A 20,921-nucleotide genomic window follows, 5' to 3' on the forward strand; every position below is an offset into this window, starting at 1 on the left:
AGCCGAAAATACGGCTGCTTTACTTTTTCCAACCTCTCTAATCAGTTTATTAATGATTTACCTTTTATGGTCTCTGTTTAATATTGGAATGCTTGTCTGGTTTCTTTTGATTGCATTCGGTGCTTTAAAATTGTTTTTGAAAGAAATGGGAATGGTCTCTACCATCATTTTTGTCATAGGGATTTTTTCTTTTATTAAGGGTTCGGTTGTTAATGATCAGAATAGCGGATATCAATTACAAAAAAATGAAGTGGTTGAAAAACATAATCTGGAAAATGCAATTTCCTTTCATTTGGACCTCAGCTACGTTTACAAAAAAGACACTACTTACACCGGACAATTGTCTTCTAAGATCCTGGTAACCGGACTGATATCAGGACATGGATGGAATCCTGAATTGACTTATACTGAAATAAAAAATGGTATTATCAACTACAATGTGACGGGAGAACATCAGTGGAAGCTGCTGGGGCTGGTATTATACAACCAGAAACAGGAATTTAAAGGCACAATAAAACTGAAATAAATATAACTATACGGATTTGGCAACAGAAGAAAGTACCTTTGTGTTATGTCAAATCAGGAAAATTTAGAAACCACGCTATCAGGGCTGGGAATCGCTGCGTTAAATGAAATGCAGCAGGAAGCAAATACTGCGATTCAAGAAAATTCAGAAATACTTTTGTTGTCCCCGACAGGTTCAGGAAAAACACTTGCGTTTTTACTTCCCCTCATGTCGGTTCTGCAAAAAGATATAACAGATGTGCAATGTATTATCATTGTGCCAACCAGAGAGTTAGCATTACAAATCGAATCCGTTTGGCGAAAAATGTCAACCGGTTTTAAAGTGACCTGTTGTTATGGAGGTCATGATATGCAGACCGAAATCAGAAGTTTAAGTGAAGCTCCTGCACTTTTGATAGGAACGCCAGGTAGATTAATGGATCATATTTTTCGCAAAACTTTTACAACCAGAAAAATCACTACGCTGATTCTGGATGAGTTTGATAAATCGCTTGAACTCGGTTTTCAGGATGAAATGGCGGAGATTATGGGCAATCTTCGCGGACTGAAAAAGAAAATTTTGGTTTCAGCAACGGAAGGTTCGAAAGTACCTTCATTTACTGGTGTAAAAAATCCTGTTTTACTCGATTTTATCGCTAATAAAAATCAGGAAAGCGGTCTGACAGTAAAACTTGTTTTGTCCGACAAAAAAGATAAAACAGAAAAACTGGTTCAGCTTTTGAGTTTTCTTGGATCGGAATCAACGCTTATTTTCTGTAACCTTCGGGAGTCTGTCGAGCGGCTTAGTACCATTTTAAAAGAAGAGGGAATTGACTGTGCTTATTTCCATGGAAAACTTGAACAGGAAGAAAGAGAGCGGACTTTAATCCGTTTTCGGAACGGGTCGGTGTTATATCTGGCTGCCACGGATTTAGCTGCTCGTGGTTTGGATATTCCTGATATGAAGCACGTTATACATTTTGAACTTCCATTAAAAGCAGATGAATTCAGACATCGAAACGGTCGTACAGCCCGTATGCTGACGGAAGGAACTGCATATATTTTATTGAATTCTGACGAAGTTTTACCAGAATATATTGTCAGAAAACCACAAGTTCTTGATTTACCGGCAAAATTTACCTTACCAGCGCCATCCGAATGGACGACGATTTATATCAGTGGAGGTAAGAAAAACAAATTGAATAAAATGGATATTGTTGGGTTCTTAATTCAAAAGGGAAAACTGGAAAAACAGGATCTTGGATTGATTGAAGTGAAAGATAATATCTCCTTTGCAGCTGTCAGGAAAAGTCAGGTTAAATCCATGCTGAGCCTGATTTCGGAGGAAAAAATGAAAGGGAAGAAGTTTAAAATTGAAGTTGCGAGATAAAATTCGGAACAAAATATTACGCTGAAGGACACGGTCAAAAAATGATCGTGTCCTTTTTTTATAAATAAATATTTGCGCTGAGTTGTATTTATAATTTTAAATGCATTTACTTTGCAATACAAAGTACTTTTAAAACTTACTTCTCATGTCAAAAATTCGTACTTATCTGCTTTGGATTGCACTCGCCGTGCTGCATACTTATTTGTTTTTTGATTATGGCACCGGTGTCAATGCACTTTTGTTTTCTGCCGTGACAGTCGGGATTGTAACAATTTATCACCGACTGGCAAATGAAAAATTATGGTGGATGGCGGCTTGTGGTCATCTTATTGCAGCCCTGGCTGTTTCTCTGCACAGTTATCCTTTTAGTACCGCCGTATATCACTTGTCATTTTATGTGCTTGCCGGGTACGTTGTGTCATCCAAAAGCAGTTTGCCGATAGCCTTTATCAACAGTCTGTATCGTAGCTTTTTTTACAGCTTTATTATAACAGTTTACGGAGGTTTTGTAGATTTAGTGAATGCCATTTTTACGTCAAACAAGTCGCATTTGGCTTTCAGAAAAACCACTCTGTACATCGCGCCAATCTCGGTTACAGCTATTTTCTACCTACTATATGGCGCTGTAAATCCTGATTTTTTTCTGTCAATAAACTTTCCTGAATGGGAGTTTGACGGAGGCTGGATAGCGTATACTTTATTTGGTTGTATTATCATCTGTCCTTTATTTTTTCCTGGAAAACCAGGTCCGCTTGTGGCCTGGGACTCATCAAAACCAAACTTGCTGGAAAGGCATCAAGGCAAATTGCAAGGGAAAAAGTTTACAATCATGGGTTTGTTTTATGAAAACAAGCAAGGCGTTATTATGTTTATTATGCTCAATACGTTGATAGCTGTTTTTCTTGGTTTTAATATTTTACAAATATTTTTCCCTTCCCTGAATCATCATCCCATAGGGCATTCAGATCAGGTTCATCAGGGATTCGAAGTGCTTATTTTGAGTATTGCTGCGGCCATCGTACTCATTATGTATTATTTCCGGGAAAATCAGAATTTTTATGAAAAGAAAGATAAGCTGGTGAAACTGGCTACAATCTGGATTATTTTAAATGGTTTGCTAATTCTTTTCACTTGTTACAAAAACATACTTTACGTTGATGCTTTTGGGCTGACGTACAAACGGATCTTCGTTTTTATCGGAATGCTGTTAAGCGGTATAGGTCTGTATCTGACAATTATTAAAATCTATAAAGTGAAAACAAACTGGTATTTGCTGCGTCAGAATACCTGGGTTATCTATTTTGTTATAACCTCGTTCGGACTGGTGGATTGGGATCGTTTGATTACCTGGTACAATCCAAATTATGCCCAGTATCTGGATGTACGATATATTTTGGGTCTTGGTGATACGCAGATTCCTTATTTGAGTGAATTGTTGGAAGCCAATGATCCAAGAATTATTCCTTACAAGGCTGATGTTGAAAATAAAATAATAAATCTGCGCACGCCGACTTCCTGGCAGGCTGAAACGGCTGATGCAATGTGGTTGAGAAAATATAAAAGATAATCAGAAGATCAGGGTGGATTAATCTATTAGCCATGGAAATAATTCACCCGGTTTCTTCTGCTTTTACAAAATTTCACGTTGATCTGTAACGAAATTGGTAAGTTCGTAATTCCTTATCAACCACTTTCATGAAAAGAAAACTTCTCATTTTCATCTTTTGTATCGCCACAGACGTATCCATGGCGCAACGCTCTGTTGCGATCACAATAGATGATGTACCAAATACCGCCTTGTTTGAGGCAGATCATTTTTCATCTTTACTTCAAAAAAAGCTTGATTCACTTCATATTCCGATTGCGATTTTCATCAATGAGGTAAATCTTGGTCAGCCCGAAGTGTTGGAAAGAAATAAAAATTTGTTAAAAAGCTGGTTGGTTAAAGATTATATCACAGCGGGAAATCACGGATTTGCACATAAAAATTATGTTGATACAGGATTTGAAGCTTTTAAAGATGATGTTCTTAAAGGTGAAGTGGTAACCAAAGAACTGCTAAAACAGCAGCACAAGGAATTAAGATATTTCAGATTTCCATTTAACGGAGCAGGAAATGATAGTCTGGAACAAACGAAAGCACTTGAATTTTTGAAAGAAAAAAAATATATATCCACTCCATATACTGTTGAGAGTGAAGATTGGCTGCACGCTATTTTGTATGATAAAGCGTTGGCGGAGGGAAATAAGAAAAAAGCATCGTGGGTAGGAGCGCAATACGTCGATTTTACTTTAAGACTTTTCTCATACTTTGACAGTCTGTCCATAAAAACTTATGATCGGCCTATTGCCCAGATTTACCTTTGTCATGATAACAAACTGAATGCAGATTATCTTCCTGTGATTGTTAATGAATTGAAAAAGAGGAGATATAAATTTGTAAGTCTGGATGAGGCAATGAATGATCCGGTTTACAAATCACCATTATATTATTATGGGAAAAACGGCTTTTCCTGGATTTACAGGTGGATACCTGATGGGGAAATACGCAAAAAACTAATGCGGGGAGAACCATCAAATCCGGAAATTCAAAAGGCATTTGAAGAAATAGACAAGAAAAGATAAACACACAAAAAAAGCCTGATATCGCGATATCAGGCTTTCCAAATGATATTATGATTAAACTTAGATAACTTTAACGTTAACTGCGTTTAGACCTTTTTTGCCATTTTCTACTTCGTAAGACACTTTGTCATTTTCACGGATATCGTCTTGAAGACCTGAAACGTGAACGAAAATGTCTTGGTCTCCATTAGATGGAGAAATGAAACCAAATCCTTTGGAATCATTGAAAAATTTTACTGTACCTTCTGCCATTAGTATTGTTCTTATATATTTTGAAGACCAAATATACGAACGTGTTTTGGATATGCAAGAGAAAAAGTTTTTTTAATTTAGAAAAAGTAAAAATTAATTATTTCCGATAGGGTTGGTAGACTATTTAATTGGCATTGAAAATTCTTCAAAAACGGTCGTAGATTTTAAATATTTTCTAAATTTTTAGCTTCTGAAAACATTTATCCGGTTTCTTTGTTTCCTTATTAAGTCATCCGTGAGTAAGCATGCCCGTTGTCAGAAGTTCTAACCATAATCCTCCTTTTTGGCTTCCCAATGGCCATCTGCAAACCATTTACCCGGCACTTTTCCGAACTATAAATTCCGTTGATTATCAACGGGAACGCATTGTTACACCCGATCATGATTTTCTGGATCTGGATTGGTCGCTGGCGGTGAACAAACAAGATTTTGAAGGAAAAAATAATTTAGTAATTCTTTCACACGGATTGGAAGGAAATAGTACCCGACAATATATTTTAGGTATGGTGCGGTTTCTGAATGCGGAAGGTTATGATTGTCTTGCCTGGAATTTTCGCAGTTGCAGCGGTGAAATGAATAAAACTTCGCGTTTTTATCACAGCGGCGCAACAGAGGATCTGGACCTTGTTATTCGTTATGCTTTAGAAAAAGGCTATTCCAATATTGATTTAGTGGGTTTTAGTCTGGGAGGAAATCTGACGCTGAAATATTTGGGAGAGGAAAATATTAAGATAGATCCACGAATAAAAAAAGCGGTTGTTTTTAGCGTGCCTATGGATTTGAAGGCATGCAGTCTGGAAATAGTAAAACCTCAAAACAGAATTTACCAGTCAAGATTTTTAAACACATTAAAACCAAAGGTTGACCAAAAAGCCGTTTATTTCCCAGGTGATATTAACTCATCTGATTTCAAATTTGTAAACACGTTGTACGACTTCGACGATATTTTCACGGCACCACTTCACGGATTTCAGAATGCTGATCATTATTATGAGATGTGCAGCGCTAAGTTTTTTGTCAAAAACATAACCATTCCTACCTTAATCGTCAATGCTGCGAATGATCCTATCGTTCCGGAAAACAGCCTTCCGGTGGAACTGATTGACACATTTCCCAATGTTTTACTTGAAATCTCTGCTTTTGGAGGACATTGCGGATTTCGTCCTTCGGGTTTATTCCAAACCAATTACTGGTCAGAATTGCGTGCATTGGAATTTCTTGGAAGCCAAATGTTGTTATAAGAATATGTACGATGCCCGATAATTATTATCGACAAAACATCAGAAAATAAAATATAACGAATTGATTTACAATTATTAGAGTTGAATTATTCTCGTTTTTATGATTTGTTTAAAACGCTAATAACAATAATAAAAAGCGTCAGATTAACATTTTTTTAGGGTCATAGAAAACAGATTCGTAATTTTGTGACAAAATTGGGAATTCAACCAAATTTCACCGTTTGAAACGTTCACATTTTAATTTGATACTTATTCAGTTATCTCCCGCTTCATGCCGACATTAACACTTAATCCCCCGCATATCATTATCGATTTTGACAGCACTTTTACGAAAGTAGAAGGACTGGACGAACTTGCTGCCATTGCTTTGACAGGGCATCCGCAACGTGAAAAAATTGTTCAGGAAATTGCTGACCTGACGAATATGGGTATGAACGGGGAAATGTCTTTTTCGGAAGGACTTCATAAGCGCATTGATCTTTTGAAGGCTACCCGTGCTAATATTGAGGAATTGGTTTCTTTTTTGAAAACCAAAGTTTCTGATTCTTTTCAACGCAACAAACAGTTTTTGACTGAAAATGCAGACCATATTTTTATCGTTTCAAGCGGATTTAAAGAATTTATTATCCCGGTTGTTACAGAACTTGGCCTGCGCGCGGATCATGTATATGCCAACGAATTCCGTTTTGATGAAGAAGGAAATATCATTGGAATTGACGAAGAAAATGTTTTGTCGACGGACGGAGGGAAAATAAAATTACTTTCTTCTTTGAAACTGGTAGGCGAAGTTTATGCCATTGGTGACGGTTATACCGATTACCAGATAAAAGAAGCAGGTTTTGCAAACCGTTTCTATGCTTTCACAGAAAATGTTGAGCGTCCGAAAGTAGTTGCCGTTGCAGACCATATTGCCACTTCTTTTGACGATTTTTTATATGATAATAAATTGAGCAGAAGCCAGTCTTATCCGAAGAGCCGGATCAAGGTTCTTTTGCTTGAAAATGTTCACCCGGTTGCCTTACGTGCTTTTGAAGAGCAGGGTTTCAATGTTGAATTTGTAAAAGGTGCGCTTGATGAAGATGAACTTTGTGAGCGTATCAAGGATGTGTCGATTATTGGTATTCGTTCAAAAACGAATATTACGAAACGTGTTCTGGAAAATGCCAATCGTTTGATGGCCATTGGTGCTTTCTGTATCGGTACAAACCAGATTGATCTGGAAGCAGCAGCAGAAAAAGGTATCGCCGTTTTCAATGCACCATATAGCAACACGCGTTCTGTCGTGGAACTTGCTGTGGGAGAAATGATTGTGCTGATCCGTAATATTGTTACGAAAAGCAATCAAATGCATGCCGGAATCTGGGATAAATCGGCGAATGGAAGTTTTGAAGTACGCGGAAAGAAACTGGGAATGGTTGGATACGGAAGCATCGGAACTCAGCTTTCAGTTGTGGCTGAGGCATTGGGTATGGAGGTGTATTTTTATGATGAGGTTGAAAAACTTTCTCTTGGAAATGCCCGTAAAGTCAATTCTCTCGAAGAATTGTTATCTGTTGCGGATGTGATCAGTATGCACGTAGATGGCCGTAAGGAAAATGCAAACCTGATTGGCAAACGTGAATTCAGTTTGATGAAGGACGGTGTTATTTTCATGAATCTTTCACGCGGACATGTAGTCGATATTGAGGCTTTGGCAGAAGCTGTAAAAAGCGGAAAGGTAGCAGGAGCAAGCGTTGACGTTTTTCCGAAAGAGCCAAAAACAAATGATGAATCTTTCGAAAGCGCATTACGCGGACTGCCCAATGTAATTCTGACACCGCATATCGGTGGAAGTACGGAAGAAGCGCAGGAAAATATCGGCCATTTTGTTCCTTCAAAATTACTGGAATTCATGAACAATGGTAGTTCTTACGGAAGTGTAAATTTCCCGGAAGTACAATTGCCAAAACTGAAAGATTCTCACCGCTTGCTTCACATTCACGCCAACGTGCCGGGTGTTTTAGCAAAACTGAATAACATTTTCGCGAAAAATAATATTAATATCACAGGTCAGTATCTAAAAACGAACGAGAAAATTGGTTACGTAATCGTAGATATTGCCAAGGGATATACAGAGGAATTTATTCAGGAAGTAAAAGAAGTAGAAGGTACAATTCGTTTTAGAATGTTGTACTAATATCCAGGTCGGGAAAATAGTACTTATTGTCAGGGGTGGTCATTTATAGTCAGGTTTAGTCATTATAGGTTGGCAATACTTGACAATAAATGACAATCCCTGACAACAAATGACAATCCCCTATCACCAAAATGATACCCACTTTCCAGCCATAATAAAATGTCACTAACATTTTTCACACCAGGTCCCGCGCAGCTTTACCCGACATTTGAAAAACATTTACAGACTTTTGTAAGTGAGCAGTTGGGTTCAATTTCGCACCGCAGCCAACAGTATCGTGATCTTCATAAATTTACGGTTGATCAGGTTCGTACGCTTTTGAATGTTCCCGATTCCCATGCCATATTATTTCTTGGTTCTGCGTCAGAAGCCTGGGAACGTATTTTATTTAGTTGTGTGGAGCTTGAAAGTTTTCATTTGGTGAATGGATCTTTCTCGAAAAAATTCTATGATTACTCTGTTGGCTTGTGCAAATATGCGCACAGTCAGGAAAAGCCAATGGGTGAAGGTTTCAGTGCTTCTGAAATCGTAGTTCCTGAATACGCAGAATTGATCTGTACAACGCATAATGAGACAAGTTCTGGTGTGCAAATGCCGGTTTCAGAAATTCATAAACTGAAACAAAAATATCCTGATAAACTTATCGCAGTGGATATTGTATCGTCTGCACCTTATCCGGATCTTGATTTTAATTTAATCGACACCGCGTTTTTCTCAGTTCAGAAAGCATTTGGTTTACCGGCAGGGCTGGGTGTTTGGATTGTGAATGAAAAATGTTTGAGGAAATCCGAAGAAATCAAGAAACAATATTCAATCGGTGCGCACAATGATTTGCCAACGCTTTGGAAAAATGCACAAAACAATGAAACACCTGCGACGCCAAACGTAATGGGGATTTATTTGTTGGGCAAAATAGCGGAGGATTTTAACAAAATCGGTGTGAAAAATATCCGTAAAGAAACTGAACAAAAGGCAGATCTTCTTTACAAGTTTATTGAAAGTACGAACGGTTTTACATCTTTTGTAAAAGATAAAAAATACAGATCTCAAACGGTTATTGTAACCAATACAGAACAGCCATCGGCTGATATTATTAAAGCAATCAAAGCAAAAGGAATGGTTATTGGAAGCGGTTATGGCCAGTTTAAATCGTCTCAATTACGGATTGCTAATTTCCCGGCCACATCTTTGGAACAAGTCCAGTCGTTAATCCAGGAGTTGAAAGCTTTATAATCACAATATTTTAAGTTAAAAAGCGCAAAGCCGATTTCCGGTTTTGCGCTTTTTTGTTTTATAGCCTTCGAGACGGAAATAGTAATTTTTCTATCCTTTGTAATAACAAAGCTGTTGGTTCCAAATACAAAAAACCAATTTGATTTAAAACAGATTTAAGAAGTCTGTGGCATTCAAAATTCGTATATTTTTATAAGGATCCAGTACTAACAAATCTTTATCACCGCTTATTATAGCCGCAGCTTCCGAATCAAATGCAAGATTCAAAAATTTGTTATCCTTACTATCCCTGCAATCCATAAAATTACTCGTCACATTTATTTTTTGATACCGGGCTTCAAGGCGATCTAAAAATTCCAGGCGTTCAATTAATGTTACATATCGGTCAAACTTGGTTCTTATTAGTACAGATTTTAATTCTGAAAGCGTTTCGTTTGAAAAGACAATATCTCCAATTACCTCAGCTTTTTTTAACGCTAATTTATTGACGTTTTTTGGTAAAAGTGCAACACTAATAAGTGCATTAGTATCAAAAACAAAACGTGGTTTATTCCTCATTCAATAGCTGATGAAGTTTCTCTTCGGTTAAACCATTAGATTTTGCTTCTTCACTTATTTTATTTACAAATTCCCAAAAGTCGTCGTCGCTTGCCGACAAACTTTTGTCAATTAATTGCCCGATGCTTTTTGAGAGATGCTCTTTTTTGTCCTGTGAAGCGTACATCCATTTTTTTGCGGAACTGTCGTCGACCTCTAAAATAATTCTATCCATAATAATTTGAATTATTAGTTACTTAAACAAATATACAAAATAGTCTTCTGTAATGTCTTAGCTGTCAATTTGAAATGTCTGTCAAATACTCCATGTATAATTGTTTCTTCACATGAGAATATAATTAAATTTATTTAAAAATATCATTATAGGAATATATAATTAGCTTTATACTTTCTTAAAAAACGAATCAGGATTAATATTTCTTAAATTTTCATTTTAAATCCTGCGGACGGAAAACTTTGAAACTGCATTCGTAATCTAAATGCATCAACCTGTAAAATCATTTTTAATCTTCCCAAATCTCCGGGATTTTAGCTCATGCAACGAGTCCAACGGACTCAAATATCTTAGCCGTGGGCATCGCCCTTGGGAATGGGGTGTTTGTTCATTGTTATCAACCATGGGAATTGGTGTTTTTATTTATTGGCATCACCCATGGGGATTATGGTATTTTATCCATATTTCATCAATTGCCTATTCGTAATTTGTAAATCGAATACTACTCAATCAAGACGATTCCTAACAACATTTCCTCATGAAAAACCTTTTTTTGTTTCTATTGCTAATAAGCTGTATGTCATCGTTTGCGCAAGTACCAGTTGATTTAAAAAGTTTTGATAAAAAAGGTAAGGCACAGATTGAAGTCAAAGACAATATACTAACCATTAGTTGGCCAACCGGAACTTTGGAAAGTGGTAAAATCGCTTTTGATTTAAGAACGGAAAAACCACTTTTAAGCACAATCCAGGTTATTGAAAACAACATTCCTCATATTGTTTCCAAAGATCTTGATCCGGCCTTTATCATCAATGTTGGAAAAAGAGATTTGATATCGCAAAATGGCTGGAATATCTTTTTCGATAAAACTGCTTATTTGCCGTATGAGACCTATACTGTAAAACTTTTAAAAAGTGGCGTGAAAGTAATTTCATCAGGCTCGCGTACACAGATAAAAGTGGATGGTGCTACTGCCGGCCCATTTTCCGGATCAGTTGATATCACTTTATATAACGGAAGTCCGCTGCTGAATATCGCAGCTGCTTTAATCACAAAACGTGATTCTGTTGCTATCATTTATGATGCCGGATTGGTAAGCAAACAATCGCCCTGGGAGAAAATATTCTGGTCGGATACGCAGCAATATATTCAGGATAAAAAACTGGATGGAAAAGAAGAAGGACAAGAGCTTGAAGTGAAATACCGGACAATTATTGGCCAGAGTAAAGAAGGGAGTCTGGCTGTTTTTCCTGCGCCGCATCAATATTTTTATCCGCTCGACAACTGTTATAATCTGAATTTTACCTGGTTTGGAAATAATTACAGAACGCTAGTTCCAGGTTACGGAATCGGGATAAGGAACGATATGCTGGGCGACAGGCGTTGGGTTCCCTGGTTCAACGCGCCTCCGGGAACAGAGCAAAAGCTAAATTTTTTCTGTCTGATCAGTGCTGAAAAGGATGGAAAAGTTTTGGAAAAAGTAAAAGCTTTTACGCATCAGGATACTTACAAACCGTTGGAAGGGTATTATACCATGGCAAGCCATTTCCATCAGGAACATGTCGACGATGTTTTGACGCACAAGCCAATGCCTGAAATGCCGGGTTTTGTAAAAGCGTTTAGAAATACCGGTGTCAACATTGTTCATTTGGGAGAATTCCACGGACCGGGAAGTCCGAAAGGGCCGGAGGTGAAAAGATGGCTGGAACAAAAAACGCTTTTTGAAGAATGCGCCAGATTGTCTGGTGGTAATTTTCTCCTTTTACCTGGTGAAGAACCAAACAATTTTTTCGGTGGACACTGGATGAATATTTTTCCAAAACCTGTTTACTGGGTTATGGCAAGAGGTAAGGATGATCCCTTTGTAGAGGACCATCCAGAATTTGGCAGATTGTACAGGATAGGTAATAAGGAAGATATGCTGAAATTGCTGGAAATTGAAAAAGGACTGGCCTGGACGGCGCATGCAAGGACAAAAGGGTCAACCGGTTTTCCTGATCAATATAAGGATGAAGCATTTTTTAAATCGGACCGGTTTTTAGGTTCCGCATGGAAAGCACTGCCGGCCGATTTATCACAGGATAAATTAGGAAAACGAGCATTTGATTTAATGGATGATATGGCCAATTGGGGACAAAAAAAATATGTAATCGCTGAAGCAGATCTTTTCCGGATCGAGCCTGAGTATGAACTTTATGGCCATATGAATATCAATTATTTGCAACTCGACGAAATGCCGGAATATAAAAAAGGCTGGCAGCCCGTTTTAACGGCAATGGAAACAGGGAAGTTTTTTTCTACAACAGGAGAGATTTTGTTGCCTGTTTTTAAGATTAATAACAAAAAATCGGGTGAAAGTGTAAAACTGGATGCGAAAGGAACTGCGGATATTGTTCTCGAAACCAGCTGGACTTTCCCTTTAAATAAAGCTGATATAATTTCAGGAGACGGAAAAGAAGTTTTTCGTGAGGTTGTTAATTTAAATGATACAGAGGCATTCGGACAAAAGACTTTTCATTTTTCTCCCATTCTTAAAAACAGAAAATGGGTGAGACTGGAAATTTGGGACGTAGCCGCAAACGGAGCTTTTACACAAACTGTTTGGCTTGAATAAAAATTAATAATATGAAATTACGATTGGCGTTCATTATTGTCTTAACCGTTTTTTCGGCAAATGTTTTCTGCCAAACGGTTGATGTTAAAAAGGAAAGTTCTAACAGATATCACAATCCTGTTTTCGAACCGATTCTTGCAGATCCGTCGGTAATCAAAGCAGATGATGGCTGGTTTTATGCTTACGGAACGCAGGATAATTGGGGTGATGGAAATCCGGGACACCTGGTCGCAGTAGTTCGTTCGAAAAATCTGACTAACTGGACTTTTCTAAAAGATGCCTTTTTGACAAAACCTGATTGGAAAGAAAAAGGAGGAATCTGGGCTCCGGAAGTAGTGAAAGTAAATGGTAAGTATCATTTGTATTATGCCTATTCAACCTGGGGAGATCCAAATCCGGGAATTGGTTTGGCCATTGCAGATTCGCCTGCCGGTCCCTTTCAGGATCATGGAAAATTACTTTTAAGCTCCGAGGTTAATGTTCCAAATTCAATCGACCCGTTTTTTATCGAAGATAATGGCAGCAAGTATCTGTTTTGGGGAAGTTACAGTGACGCGCCGACACAAGGAACTTATGGCGTCAAAATGTCTGATGACGGAAAATCAATTCCTGATCTAAACAAGAAAATTAAAGTAGCGGCCGGAGATTTTGAAGCGGTTATGATTCATAAACGTGGTGAATACTATTACTTTTTTGGATCAAGAGAAAATTGCTGTGACGGTGCCAAAAGCAGATACAATGTACGCGTTGGCAGATCGAAAAATCTTTTTGGTCCTTATCTGGATAAAGAAGGAAAAGATTTGCGGGAACGAGGTTCAGGGACGGTGTTGGTACACAGAACCGAAAATATCGCAGGCCCCGGACATAACTCCCGGTTGATAACAGATTCCAACGGAGTTGATTGGATGTTGTATCATGCAATCGATGTGAAAAATCCAACGGTATCAAGCGGAGCTAATCGCAGGTTTTTAATGCTTGATAAAGTAACCTGGAAAGATGGTTGGCCGGAAATTTTAAACGCAGAACCAAGTATGGAAGAGCATGAAGGGCCTTTTTTCAAATTGTAAGGAATTTCACACAAAGCAAAAAAAGCGGACGCCGGGGTTTAAACACAAAGTACGCAAAGATTAAACTTGGCGATCTTAGCGTTTTTTCTTTCCTGCTTTGCGTGAACCCCCTTTTTAAAACTTAAATTTCAACTCTAAATCTTTATAAATGAAATTATTAAAAACGACAGTCTGGGCATTACTTATTGGCCTTTCCTTCCAAAGCTGCGCGAAGAAAGCGGAGGAAAAAAAGGAAGAAACCTCAACAGAACAAAAATCAGAATCCAGAGAAATCTGGACAAAAGAGCAGGCCAAAGAATGGTATGGCAAAAAAGACTGGATTGTTGGTGCCGACTTTTTACCAAGCACAGCCATCAATCAGCTTGAAATGTTTCAGGAAGCTTCTTTTGATACTGCAACAATTAATAAAGAATTGGGCTGGGCAGAAGGAATTGGCATGAATACGATGCGGGTTTATCTTCACGATCTTTTATGGCAGCAGGATTCTACCGGATTTTTGAAAAGACTGGATACTTTCCTTACCATTGCAGATAAACATAAAATCAAACCAGTTTTCGTGATCTTCGATTCCTGCTGGGATCCTTTTCCAAAATTAGGAACACAACGCGCGCCAAAGCCGGGCGTTCATAATTCAGGATGGGTACAAAGTCCGGGTTATGACGCTTTGAAAGACAGTACGCAATATCCTCGCCTGGAACGATATGTAAAAGGTGTTGTGAAAAAATTTGCTGACGACGATCGCGTTTTGGCATGGGATATCTGGAATGAGCCGGATAATACAAATAACAGTTCGTATGGAAAAATTGAACTTCCTAATAAAGTGGATTACGTATTGCCACTTATGAAAAAAGCTTTTGGCTGGGCAAGATCTGTAAATCCTGAACAACCATTAACTGCTGGCGTTTGGGCAGGCGACTGGACTTCACACGAAACTTTGAAACCAATCGAAAAGGCAAGCATCGATGAATCGGATGTGGTTACTTTCCATAACTATGAAGACGCGAAGGATTTTGAAAAGCGAATCAAACAATTGCAGCAATATGATCGTCCAATAATTTGTACTGAATATATGTCGCGCGGGAATGGCAGTTTCTTCGAAACTTCTTTACCAATTGCCAAGAAATATAATGTGGGTGCGATCAACTGGGGATTGGTTGATGGTAAATCACAAACCATTTATCCATGGGAAAGCTGGAAAAAAACGTATACCAGTGAACCACCACTTTGGTTTCACGATATTTTCAGAAAAGATGGAACGCCATATAAAAAAGCAGAAGTCGACCTGATAAAACAACTTACAGCACGTAAGTAAGTTTTCCTGAATATTGAGATCCCGTGACGGCTAAAACCTGTCACGGGATTTATTTTTTAAGTTTATATTTGACATTAAGTTTGAAATAAATCTGAACCCTGTCAATTAGTTAATTAAGCCGCATTTTTATGAAGTTAATTACTCAACCAGTTATACCTACAATTCGATTTAAGAATCATTCGGTTAAAGTTTTTACTTTTTTCATAATTATTTCCACGCTGTTTTCGTCAACTATTTTTGCACAAAAAAAGCAAAAACCCAATGTCATATTTATTTATGCTGACGACCTGGGTTATGGAGATTTGAGTTCATATGGAGCTACCAAAATCAGTACACCTAATATTGACCGGCTTGCCAAAGAAGGGTTGAAATTTACAAATGCACATACCACTTCTGGAACTTGTACACCTTCACGTTATGCATTAATGACAGGGAATTACCCATGGCGAAAAAAAGGAACCGGTGTTTTGCCTGGAAATGCTTCGCTGATAATTCCCATTGACAAAATTACATTGCCGCAGGTTTTTCAAAATGCAGGTTATAAAACCGGAGCTGTTGGGAAATGGCATTTGGGATTAGGATCACCCGGTAAAGATATCAACTGGAACAAATCGCTTCAAGTTGGCCCGAATGAGGTTGGCTTTGATTATGCCTATTTTTTTCCGGCGACGTCTGATAGAGTTCCAACTGTTTTTATTGAAAATCATAACATTGTTGGCTACGACAAAGAAGACCCCATCGAGGTTAATTATAAAGAAAAAGTTGGGAAAGAGCCTACGGGGAAAGAGAATCCTGAATTATTGAAATTACAATCTTCCCCGGATCACGGGCATAATAATACGATTGTGAATGGTATTGGCCGGATTGGTTTTATGAGTGGAGGGAAACAGGCGCGTTGGGCAGATGAAGAAATTGCCCATGTTTTTTTAAGTAAAGCAGAACAGTTTATCGAGGAGAATCAGAAAAATCCTTTTTTCCTGTATTTTTCACTAAATGATATTCACGTTCCACGAATGCCAAGTACGGAATTCAAGGGAAAAAGTAAAATGGGATTGCGTGGTGATGTGATCTTACAAATGGATTGGACGGTTGGCGAAATCCTGAAAAAACTTAAAGCACTTGACCTGGAAGAAAATACATTGGTTATTTTTTCGAGTGATAACGGTCCGGTACTGGATGATGGTTATGCCGATAAAGCGGTAGAATTGGCAGCCGGACACAAACCTGCCGGCGTTTTGCGTGGCGGTAAATACAGCGCTTTCGAGGGTGGAAGCCGTGTGCCCTGGCTGGCACGCTGGCCGGAAGTGATCAAACCTGGAACGGTTTCAAATGCATTAATTTGCCAGATTGATCTGTTATCATCGTTCGCCAAATTTTTTCAGCAAAAAATTGAAGACACCGATGCGACCGACAGTTTTGTGGTAATGGATGCGCTAATTGGAAAAGATAAAATAGGGCGGGAAAGTATTGTGAAGCAAGGTGGCGCACTTTCATTTACAAAAGGAAATTGGAAATATATTGAACCAAATAATAATGAACCGTTTAATAAACTTACCGGTACTGAGCTGGGAAATGACTCCAAACCACAGTTGTATGATTTGAGTAAAGATCTTGGCGAGAAAACCAATCTGGCAGGTCAATATCCGAATAAGGTTAAACTGATGGCCGAGGAACTTGCAAAGATCAAAGAAGCCGGAGGTAGTCGTTGAACATATTTTAAAAACTGGTTCTTCCATTTTAATAACCTGTCTGTCATGAAAAATAATCCATGTATCGTGTAGAGTTTGATTCTGTTTTGATTCCTGTTAATCTTGCTGTTTAAACTGACAAAAATGATAACAGGAAAATCAAAAAAAGTAGTAACGATTTTCGTCCACGTACTTGCCTGGGCGTTGTTTGGTTTTACTTTGATATTTTATCATCCATTGACATGGAACGTAAAGTTGCCAGGTGTTTTTTGGGCCAAACAAACGGCTCATTTGTGTATTCTGGTGATTTTATTTTATGTCAATTCATATTATTTCGTACCTAAATATTTGCTTAAAAATAATCCGGCTCCCTATACTTTCTGGATTATAATTGCCACGCCAGTAGCACTTTATCTGCTCTACAATATTGAAAACTGGCTTCATGTTTCTGAGGCCATGAGTCATGTCATGAGACGACCCGGCCCACCTGGCAGAAGAGGAATTTTGGATGGTTTTGCACTCATGACCGTACTTTTGGTATTGGGAATCAGTACCAGTCTGGCCGTAATTCAACGCTGGCAGCGTGATGCACTGCTTCGGGAAGATCTGGAAAAACAGCAAATACGCTCGGAGCTTTCATTTCTGAAAGCACAGATAAATCCGCATTTTTTCTTTAATACCCTGAATAATATTTATGCATTGTCATTTACCGACGTTACCATGTCCCGTGATGCTTTGCTAAAATTGTCGAGAATGATGCGTTATCTGTTGTATGAAACACAGAGCGACAAAGCGGTTTTAAATAATGAGATTTCATTTTTGAAAGATTATATCGAGCTGATGAAACTGAGGCTGCATGGAAGTACGGAAGTGATTTTTCATGAACCCAAGCTGCTGAAAGATTATTCGATTGCACCCATGATGCTGTTGCCTTTTATCGAAAACGCATTCAAACATGGAATCAGCGCATTTCAGCAAACTTCTATTTTAATAGAAATTGAAGTGGAAAATGATATATTACAACTTCGGGTTCAAAATAACGTCTTTCACGAAAAGAATGCATTGGCTATGGATAGTGGTGGAATTGGTCTGACTAATACAAAAAGAAGACTGGATTTGCTATATTCAGGGAAGCATAAGCTTACCATTGAGGATAACAAGGCCGAAAATAATTTCTTTATCGAGTTGCAAATTGATATGTCATGAAAATAAATTGTATAGCCGTCGATGATGAGCCGTTGGCACTTGGCCTGATCAGCGCTTTTATTAAGCAAACAGCGTTTCTGGATTTAAAGGGACAATACTCAAATGCTGTTCAGGCACTTAATGCCATTCACTCAGAAGACATTCAGCTTGTGTTTCTGGATATTCAAATGCCGGAATTAAATGGCATGGAACTGGCCAGAGTATTAAGTCAGACGATTTCTGCGCCGAAAGTCATCTTCACTACCGCATACAATCAATTTGCTATTGAAGGGTATAAAGTAGACGCACTGGATTACCTGCTGAAACCATTCGGCTACGAGGAATTTTTGCGCGCTGCCAATAAAGCAAAGAATCATTTTGAAGGATTGGTGCAAAATCAGGCACTGCCGGAAAGTCAGGATGATAAATATTTATTTGTTAAAGCAGATTATAAATTAGTCAGGATAGATTTTGACAATATTTTGTATATTGAATCGCTGAAAGATTATATCAAAATCCATTTAGTTAATTCAACCCATCCGGTCGTTTCATTAAGTAGTTTGAAAGCTATCGAAGAAAAACTTCCGGCTTCCAGATTTATGAGAATTCACCGGTCATTTGTAGTAGCAATTGATAAGGTTGATTCAATTACGAAAAGTACTGTCCAGTTGGGTTCTACAAATATTTCGGTAGGGGATCAGTACAAGGATGCTTTTAAGGAATTATTACTGCGTTGGGGTTGACTATTTAATTTTAGCAGGAGTTGCATTTGATGCGCAGTAGTAATATTTTATCTTTTCTGATATTATTTTAACCACTGATAGATAGCAAGATAAGCCCAGTAATGTTTAATAACTTTTTTTAATATTGGTAAAAAATGGGCAAACGGACCGTTAAAAAAATTATTTTTTATTTTTTTGAAAAATAATTTGCAATGTAGTAAAGATTCTATATTATTGCAGTGAACTAGAAATAGTTCTACAAAATATTTGGTCTTTTACACGCCTATGGAAAGATTGTTTTACCCACTAATTTTTATTTTTCTATGCTTGCTAAGTGGAGTTGGTTATTGCCAGCCAAGTGACGCTGTGTATGCAAGTTCGCAAACAAATGATAATCCACACGGTGGGATATCAAGTGCCAATGTAGATAATCCTCAAAACGCAATTACGAATACAATATCGAATACATCCGATGCGAGTTTTAAAAAACCTAACACAAAATTTACAACGCTAAAAGCGACTGCATCAAGCATTGCTACGGGTAACGCAGCTGCCTGGATACAGTTAGCTTTTGTATCGACGCCGACTGACGTAGCAGTTCCAGCTAACACAACGGTTTATATTAAAGCAACAACGGCTGCCGCAGGACTATTGGGCCTGGTAGGGGGGGGCGGGTTAACTTTTACCGCCTATTCTTCCAATACTGGAAATAATAATCCTGTTACACTTGCCGCTACTCCCAAAGTATATTATACCGCTGACGGGAATATTTATTTCGCTGTTAAACCAACGGCAAACTTTAAATCCATTAGAATTACTTTAACAGCTGGAGCTGTTCTGGGTGATGGATCAGTTGACATTTTTTATGCATTTTATGGACCAAATCAAGCTAATGATTCCAATCCATTTCCATCTAATATAGCAGATTGTGGATTACCAAACGTGACATCAACAGCTTTTTCAGGAATTACAATTGGCTCTGTGTCAATCGCTAATCCTGGGAATTCAATAGATACAGACGTTAACACGGCATCTGCTTATAATACTGCCGGAGCAAGCGTTGCCGGACATATCATTCAAACATTTCATTTTAATGGAAATTCTAATTCAGGGGATGCTGTCAGAGTTATTTTTTCAAAAGGTTCTAATTTAGTCAATGTTGATGTTGGGAAGGCTGTAACCATTCAAGGATATAATGGTGGTACTGCTGTTGGTAAATCCAAACTATTAAATTCATTACTTGACGTTGATCTTTTAGGGCTTTTGACATCCAGCAGTACAGCAGTTACTTCCTATTTTGCACCAAAGGACGACAACAATGCACCTGTAATATTTGACCGGGTAACATTAGATTTTGATCTGGGGCTTTTGGGTATATCTTTGAATGGTAATGGTTTAAATGTATTTGATGTACGCCGTGTTCCCGACGTACCTAGCGCCTCTGATGTCACTGCTTGTACGAACGTCGGTACGATTAATTTAGCTGCAACAACTGCTCAAACAACAATAACAGGCATTGGAAACTTTACATATACCTGGTACAATGCTGTTCGCCAGGGAACTCTTTTGAGCACATTGGTTGGTCAGCTTCCTTACGTAGTTACGGGGCTTACGACGGTCGGTAAAAAAGATTATTACGTGGATATCACAAAATCCGGCTGCACTGTTCCATCGGGAAGAACAAAGGTGACGGTTAATACAGTCAACCCGCCGGTAACGCCGCCAGTGGCGCTAGTGCCTTAGAATGAACAATTTATTAAAATATTAAGCTAAATATTTCTCACTTTTAATTTATTACTCGTTATGAAAAGACAATTACTCTTCAACATTAAGGCTCCCACCTTCAAGGTTCGTTTTTCGTCGGAGCGAAATAATTCTCAAAAATTTTATTAAGTCAAGTCGGATTATAATTGATTTATTAAATCATTAATGGGCAAATTATGCCTTGTCTGATCCGGTATTGATTAAAATAATCTTGCAAATTTTTCACACAGTGAAAAGTGAGATGATATTTTATGCCCAAATTTCATATGCGTATACATAATACCGTTAAATCGTTGAGTTTGTAATAATCTTTTGTGATTATCAATTACGATATAATAATTTTTACGCAACGTTATTAAAAAGTATAAACACGTAA

17 protein-coding genes are annotated in these 20,921 nt (G+C 38.0%); 14 read left to right on the forward strand and 3 right to left on the reverse strand.

Translation table 11 applies throughout. The annotated features are described in order from the left end of the window. Window positions 1-52 precede the first annotated feature (52 nt). The 4 genes from IEE83_RS02140 (at window position 53) to IEE83_RS02155 (ending at window position 4,519) form a co-directional block, all read left to right on the forward strand. The gene (locus IEE83_RS02140; RefSeq protein ID WP_194118984.1) at window positions 53-526 is read left to right on the forward strand and encodes a hypothetical protein; all 474 of its coding nucleotides are present in this window, start codon (window positions 53-55) and stop codon (window positions 524-526) included. Between the two features lie 45 nt (window positions 527-571). Continuing rightward, complete coding sequence (locus tag IEE83_RS02145) at window positions 572-1,894, forward strand: DEAD/DEAH box helicase (protein ID WP_194118985.1); 1,323 nt, start codon at window positions 572-574, stop codon at window positions 1,892-1,894. A 145-nt stretch (window positions 1,895-2,039) separates the two neighbouring features. Continuing rightward, window positions 2,040-3,461: a DUF4153 domain-containing protein gene (locus tag IEE83_RS02150; RefSeq protein ID WP_194118986.1), complete on the forward strand. Its 1,422-nt coding sequence runs from the start codon at window positions 2,040-2,042 to the stop codon at window positions 3,459-3,461. A 128-nt stretch (window positions 3,462-3,589) separates the two neighbouring features. Beyond that, complete coding sequence (locus IEE83_RS02155) at window positions 3,590-4,519, forward strand: polysaccharide deacetylase family protein (RefSeq protein ID WP_194118987.1); 930 nt, start codon at window positions 3,590-3,592, stop codon at window positions 4,517-4,519. Between the two features lie 60 nt (window positions 4,520-4,579). Here IEE83_RS02155 and IEE83_RS02160 read toward each other — a convergent pair whose 3' ends face one another. Further along, the gene (locus tag IEE83_RS02160; protein WP_090339609.1) at window positions 4,580-4,771 is read right to left on the reverse strand and encodes a cold-shock protein; all 192 of its coding nucleotides are present in this window, start codon (window positions 4,769-4,771) and stop codon (window positions 4,580-4,582) included. 245 nt (window positions 4,772-5,016) lie between these two features. Here IEE83_RS02160 and IEE83_RS02165 point away from each other — a divergent pair, with 245 nt between their 5' ends. The 3 genes from IEE83_RS02165 to IEE83_RS02175 all read left to right on the forward strand — a co-directional run bounded on the left by IEE83_RS02165 (window position 5,017) and on the right by IEE83_RS02175 (window position 9,421). Beyond that, on the forward strand, window positions 5,017-6,012 hold the full coding sequence (locus IEE83_RS02165; RefSeq protein WP_194118988.1) for a YheT family hydrolase: 996 nt from the start codon (window positions 5,017-5,019) through the stop codon (window positions 6,010-6,012). Between the two features lie 271 nt (window positions 6,013-6,283). Next, window positions 6,284-8,188 carry a phosphoglycerate dehydrogenase gene (gene serA, locus IEE83_RS02170; protein ID WP_194118989.1) on the forward strand — a complete coding sequence of 635 codons (1,905 nt, stop codon included), beginning with the start codon at window positions 6,284-6,286 and terminating at the stop codon, window positions 8,186-8,188. 159 nt (window positions 8,189-8,347) lie between these two features. Next, on the forward strand, window positions 8,348-9,421 hold the full coding sequence (locus tag IEE83_RS02175; protein WP_194118990.1) for an aminotransferase class V-fold PLP-dependent enzyme: 1,074 nt from the start codon (window positions 8,348-8,350) through the stop codon (window positions 9,419-9,421). A 144-nt stretch (window positions 9,422-9,565) separates the two neighbouring features. Here the strand turns inward: IEE83_RS02175 and IEE83_RS02180 are convergent, their stop codons facing one another. Further along, complete coding sequence (locus IEE83_RS02180) at window positions 9,566-9,979, reverse strand: putative toxin-antitoxin system toxin component, PIN family (RefSeq protein ID WP_194118991.1); 414 nt, start codon at window positions 9,977-9,979, stop codon at window positions 9,566-9,568. Continuing rightward, on the reverse strand, window positions 9,969-10,193 hold the full coding sequence (locus IEE83_RS02185) for a hypothetical protein (protein WP_194118992.1): 225 nt from the start codon (window positions 10,191-10,193) through the stop codon (window positions 9,969-9,971). Before IEE83_RS02185 ends, IEE83_RS02180 begins: the two co-directional genes overlap by 11 nt. Before the next feature lie 538 nt (window positions 10,194-10,731). Between IEE83_RS02185 and IEE83_RS02190 the strand changes: the two genes are divergently transcribed. The 7 genes from IEE83_RS02190 to IEE83_RS02220 all read left to right on the forward strand — a co-directional run bounded on the left by IEE83_RS02190 (window position 10,732) and on the right by IEE83_RS02220 (window position 20,524). After that, entirely contained in the window at window positions 10,732-12,807 is a 2,076-nt protein-coding gene (locus tag IEE83_RS02190; RefSeq protein WP_194118993.1) for a CehA/McbA family metallohydrolase domain-containing protein, read from the forward strand. A gap of 11 nt (window positions 12,808-12,818) precedes the next feature. Beyond that, complete coding sequence (locus IEE83_RS02195) at window positions 12,819-13,874, forward strand: family 43 glycosylhydrolase (protein ID WP_194118994.1); 1,056 nt, start codon at window positions 12,819-12,821, stop codon at window positions 13,872-13,874. Window positions 13,875-14,022: 148 nt separating this feature from the next. Next, on the forward strand, window positions 14,023-15,186 hold the full coding sequence (locus tag IEE83_RS02200; RefSeq protein WP_194118995.1) for a cellulase family glycosylhydrolase: 1,164 nt from the start codon (window positions 14,023-14,025) through the stop codon (window positions 15,184-15,186). A gap of 128 nt (window positions 15,187-15,314) precedes the next feature. Beyond that, on the forward strand, window positions 15,315-16,895 hold the full coding sequence (locus IEE83_RS02205; protein WP_194118996.1) for a sulfatase family protein: 1,581 nt from the start codon (window positions 15,315-15,317) through the stop codon (window positions 16,893-16,895). 123 nt (window positions 16,896-17,018) lie between these two features. Next, window positions 17,019-18,080: a sensor histidine kinase gene (locus IEE83_RS02210; protein ID WP_194118997.1), complete on the forward strand. Its 1,062-nt coding sequence runs from the start codon at window positions 17,019-17,021 to the stop codon at window positions 18,078-18,080. After that, window positions 18,077-18,802 (forward strand): LytR/AlgR family response regulator transcription factor, encoded by a 726-nt coding sequence (locus tag IEE83_RS02215; protein ID WP_194118998.1) that lies wholly within the window; start codon window positions 18,077-18,079, stop codon window positions 18,800-18,802. The genes IEE83_RS02210 and IEE83_RS02215 overlap by 4 nt, the downstream gene beginning before the upstream one ends. 264 nt (window positions 18,803-19,066) lie before the next feature. Further along, entirely contained in the window at window positions 19,067-20,524 is a 1,458-nt protein-coding gene (locus IEE83_RS02220) for a hypothetical protein (protein ID WP_194118999.1), read from the forward strand. The last annotated feature ends 397 nt before the right edge of the window (window positions 20,525-20,921 follow it).

Origin of the sequence: Dyadobacter subterraneus, from assembly GCF_015221875.1 — a bacterium.
GTDB classification, from domain to species: domain Bacteria; phylum Bacteroidota; class Bacteroidia; order Cytophagales; family Spirosomataceae; genus Dyadobacter; species Dyadobacter subterraneus.